Source organism: Thiocapsa sp. (assembly GCF_022340925.1).
Lineage (GTDB): Bacteria > Pseudomonadota > Gammaproteobacteria > Chromatiales > Chromatiaceae > Thiocapsa.
Genome location: NZ_JAJDNA010000129.1, coordinates 1 through 3,955, shown reverse-complemented (window position 1 = coordinate 3,955; position 3,955 = coordinate 1). Strand labels below are relative to the sequence as shown.

4 protein-coding genes are annotated in these 3,955 nt (G+C 67.6%); 1 reads left to right on the top strand and 3 read right to left on the bottom strand.

Features of this window, described 5'->3' with window-relative positions:
• Positions 1–13 precede the first annotated feature (13 nt).
• On the bottom strand, positions 14–433 hold the full coding sequence (locus tag LJE61_RS14810; protein ID WP_296918836.1) for a hypothetical protein: 420 nt from the start codon (positions 431–433) through the stop codon (positions 14–16).
• 336 nt (positions 434–769) lie between these two features.
• On the opposite strand from LJE61_RS14810, the gene LJE61_RS14805 reads away from it, so the two are divergent.
• Positions 770–1,303: a hypothetical protein gene (locus LJE61_RS14805; RefSeq protein WP_296911959.1), complete on the top strand. Its 534-nt coding sequence runs from the start codon at positions 770–772 to the stop codon at positions 1,301–1,303.
• A gap of 146 nt (positions 1,304–1,449) precedes the next feature.
• On the opposite strand, the gene LJE61_RS14800 is transcribed toward LJE61_RS14805, so the two are convergent.
• Complete coding sequence (locus LJE61_RS14800) at positions 1,450–2,271, bottom strand: fumarylacetoacetate hydrolase family protein (protein ID WP_296911962.1); 822 nt, start codon at positions 2,269–2,271, stop codon at positions 1,450–1,452.
• Between the two features lie 40 nt (positions 2,272–2,311).
• Complete coding sequence (locus LJE61_RS14795) at positions 2,312–3,571, bottom strand: hypothetical protein (RefSeq protein ID WP_296918838.1); 1,260 nt, start codon at positions 3,569–3,571, stop codon at positions 2,312–2,314.
• Positions 3,572–3,955: the final 384 nt, after the last annotated feature.

Genomic DNA, 3,955 nt, shown 5'->3' with positions numbered 1-3,955 from the left:
GCAGCTTCCGGGCTCAGCCTGCGGGCCGCGCGGAGCGGCAGCCCTCCTCGCATTCCGCTGCGCGATTGGCGCAGTAGCCATGGAGGTTCTCGGCGCAGGACCACCAGGGATAGCCACACTCACTGCGCTCGAAGCTCGATGCCAGGCACCAGCGATAGTCTCTGAATGCCTCGCCGTAGCCGGCCTGGCACTGGCGATAGTCGACACGGGCATCGGCATCGCACTGGTCTTTGGTCGCCCGGCAGTCGCTGATGCAGCCGAGCTCGTTGATCTGCTGCGGGAGGGTGGCGTCCAGGACCAAGGGGCGCGAGCAGCCTCCGAGCAGCGGGAGGAAGGCGAGAAGGGTCAGGAAGGAGATCGTGCGCTTCGTGCGGCCGATTCGGCCGTGGGTCACGCAACGCCTTGGTGCTGTGTAGGGGGGGCATGGGTACATCCCTGCGTCGCTCCATGTCGGGTTTCGGATCGAGGTGCTCGGCAGCCCCATCCGGGGCTCGCCATGGTGACAACTGTAGCCGCAAAGTCGGCGAAGGTGCAGGGTGTTGGCGTCCAGTTTGCGAGATGCGGCATCGCGTGGGCCGCCGAATCGCCCCCCGGCCTGCCCCCGGCGCGCCGAAATAGCTCCCCGGATCGGGCCGAAAGGGCCTAAACTGATGCCGAGCCAGACAGGCAGGGATGCGAGTGCGGCAGGCCCGACAGCGGACGCGGGCGGTGTCCACTCTCGCCTGTCCGGCGCGTGACGCTTGCCGGTCGTTTTGCGCGGAGGATGCCCATGAACCGACCACCTCTTGTTGCCCTGCTGTCGATCCTGCTCGGAGGCTGCGCTCTGGTGCCGCCGAATCATCTGGGCGCGATCACCACCAATGTCTCGCCCATGGACTATGCCGAGCGCCTCTGCGCGCATCTGGACCTCGAGTCCTATTCCTCTTGTGCAAGTCGTGTGCTGGACGACATCGATGAAGCTCGGCTGGAGCGACTCCCCCCGGGCGGCTCCACCTCGGGTCCTTTCGCGGTCCTCATGGACGGGGACATCTACCTCGGCGACTACCGTTCGTCGCCCTTCGCTGCCAGTTTCCGTGTCTCGAACGGACGGCACCACTGCCGCGGCGGCTACGACGTCTTCAGGGGCTCGGTGGACGCACTCTTCGATGTCTATTGCGACGACGGGCGCAGCGGCTGGGCCGATATCATCCGCGCCAGCGATGGCCGCAACGGGATCGGCAAGATCGCGCTCGACGACGGCACCGAAGGGGACATCGTCTTCGGCTACGTCCCGCTGGGGGGGCTCGTGTCCCAGGCGGAATGACGGCGTGATCGACCAGACTGCCTCGTCGCCCCGGCAGAGGCTGCCCCGGACATGTTCCGGGGGACTTCCTGGGCCCGGTGCCAGGGAGGGCACGCCGGGGATCAGCTGAGGTATGGCGCTCATCACCTTCCGGATTGAGGCATGACTCATGCCTCGGCGTCAGCCGGTGCCGCGCGGACCGGGTTTTCGAGGGTGCCGATGCGCTCGATCGCGACGGCCACCCGGTCTCCGTTCTGGAGGAAACGGGGCGGCGTGCGCGCGAAGCCGACCCCGGGCGGTGTGCCCGTGACGATCAGGGTGCCCGGTAGGAGCGTGGTGTCGCGGCTCAGAAAGGCGATCAGCTCGGCCACGCTGAAGATCATGTCGCTGGTATGGCCGGTCTGGACCCGTTCGCCGTTCAGGGTGCAGGTGACCGCCAAGGTCTGCGGGTCGGGGATCTCGTCGCGGGTGACCAGGACCGGACCGAGGGGGCAGAAGGTATCGAAGCTCTTGCCGCGGATCCATTGGCCGCCGCCGCCCTGCTTCTGCCAGCGGCGCGCCGACACGTCGTTGGCGCAGGTGTAGCCCAGCACGCAGTCGAGCGCCGAGTCGATCGGCACGTCGCGCGCCTTGCGCCCGATCACCACCGCCAGCTCGGCCTCGTAATCGACCTCGGGACCCCGGTCGCAGGCGCGCGGAAGCAGGATGGGCTGCTGCGGGTCGACGATCGCTGTGGTGGGCTTCATGAAGACCACCGGCTGCGTGGGGATCTCGGCCCCGGTCTCCTCGGCATGCGCGCGGTAGTTGAGCCCGATGCCGTAGATGTTGATCGGCAAGACCGGCGCGAGCCAGCGCTCCACCACCAGCTCGTCCGTGGTCTCGATCAGTCCCTCGAAGAGGTGGCCGCCGAGTCGGCGCGCGCGCGCGGCGTCGACCGGGACGCCGTGATGGATGCGGCCCTGCGGGTCGCGAAAACGGGCGATCTTCATCTTCTCACTTCACTCCCACTGCAGGCGTGCCGGCGCGCACTCAACCGCGGCCCTCGGCACGCAGCTGCTCGGTCAGCTTCTGGAACTCCCGCTGCATCTCGAGGTTCTCGAAGGGCCGCAGGGCAGGGACCTGGCGGTTCATGAGTCCCTCGAGCAGCTGCTGACTGGACCGGACCAGGCTGACCAGCTCACCTGAGACCCGAACCGTCTCATAGGTGTTCCAGGCCGCCGCGATATCCTTCTCCAGCTCGTTGCGGGCCTGGCGCACCTGTGTCGCCTGATCCTTGAGATACCGGCGGTAGATGGTCGCGGCCTCGATGGTCATCTGCTGGGCGGCCAGGTTGGCCGCAAGGAGATCCCGCCGCGCGGGGGCCTCGCGCTGCAAGCGACGGGTCTCGCCGGAGAGCTCCTGCGCCCGTGCGATGATGCTGTCGATCTGCGGGACGTACTGCTCGCCGATCGCCTCCTCGATCTGCAGGTGCATCCGGCTCAGGGCCTGCAGCAGGATCACATAGAGGCCGTAGTAGCGCTTCGCGCCCTGGAGGTCCTCCCCGCTCTGCGCCACCAGCTCCTCGAGCTGCGCGGTGATGGCCTTGACGTTGTCGAACAGGACGCCGAGGTCGACCATGTTGTCGCCGACCACGGTCGAGAGCAGGAACTCGACCTGATCCTCACCGAGGTCAAGGCCCATCTGTCCCAGCTCGGTGGCGAAGGTCCGCCTGACGGCGGCCAGGTCCTGATTCAGCCGATCGATGTCGCGTTCGCGCGTCTCGATCATCCGATCGTAGTCGGCGACCGTCTTCTTGATGGTCGATTCGGACGGGGCGGCGACCCGTTTCTGACGCGCGTCGGCGATCTCGGCACGCGCGCGCTCGATGTCGGACTGCAGGGCCCGGATGCGCTCGCGATAATCCTGGATCGGGGAGATGGACAGGATCTGCACCGCCTCGTCGAGCAGGGCGTTGATGGCCGCGCGATTGGAGCGCTGGTCTGTCCCGATCCAGGTCTTCTCCGGGAGCTCGCCCTGGCGCTCCTCCAGCAGCAGTGTCTCGTCCAGCTTGGGAACCACGGATTCCCAGACTCGGCCGAAGTCTTGGTCGTCCGTGAAGACCTCCCGGGCATCCGAGACCGCGCGATCGGCGAAGGCCCGCGAGCGCTCCCACCACTCGCCGGCGGCCTCGAGGGCCCGGGTCCAGGCGCTCGGCTCCGCCGCAGGGGACGGCGGCTCGGCCGCGAGGCGACCGGGATGGACCGTCGCCAGGGTTGCGAGGAGTAGGATCGAAGGGGTCGTTTTGCGCATATCCAACAATGGGGTCTCGGCGAGCTCAAGGCAGCGCTGAAGGATGCAGCGCTTCCCGTTCGGGACAGGACGCCGCGCCATGTTCAAGCACGCAGCGACAAGCAAATGAAGGAACCGGGAAACCGCGTTTTCCGGTTCCGCCTGATTGTTGGCCAGGATGGCCAACCAATCAGCATCTCCCTGAAGCGGTTTTGGAGCCTTGCGCGATTCTCTGACGCAGCCCGGGCTGCACCGGCCCGGGGGCCCGTGAGGAGTCTGCCACGCCCGCTCCGCCGGGTCGATGCGATCGCCGGCCGTCCTGCCTGGCGTCAGGGGCCGGCGGGGTTTGTCTTCGCAGGGGTGCTTTGTTACTCTTACCCGCCGATCCGGGTCGTGGCCCGGCGC

Excerpts from the sequence above, each read along its gene's own strand:
- LJE61_RS14805 (WP_296911959.1), top strand. The coding sequence starts at position 770 with ATGAACCGACCACCTCTTGTTGCCCTGCTGTCGATCCTGCTCGGAGGC.
- LJE61_RS14810 (WP_296918836.1), bottom strand. The coding sequence starts at position 433 with ATGTACCCATGCCCCCCCTACACAGCACCAAGGCGTTGCGTGACCCAC.
- LJE61_RS14795 (WP_296918838.1), bottom strand. The coding sequence starts at position 3,571 with ATGCGCAAAACGACCCCTTCGATCCTACTCCTCGCAACCCTGGCGACG.
- LJE61_RS14800 (WP_296911962.1), bottom strand. The coding sequence starts at position 2,271 with ATGAAGATCGCCCGTTTTCGCGACCCGCAGGGCCGCATCCATCACGGC.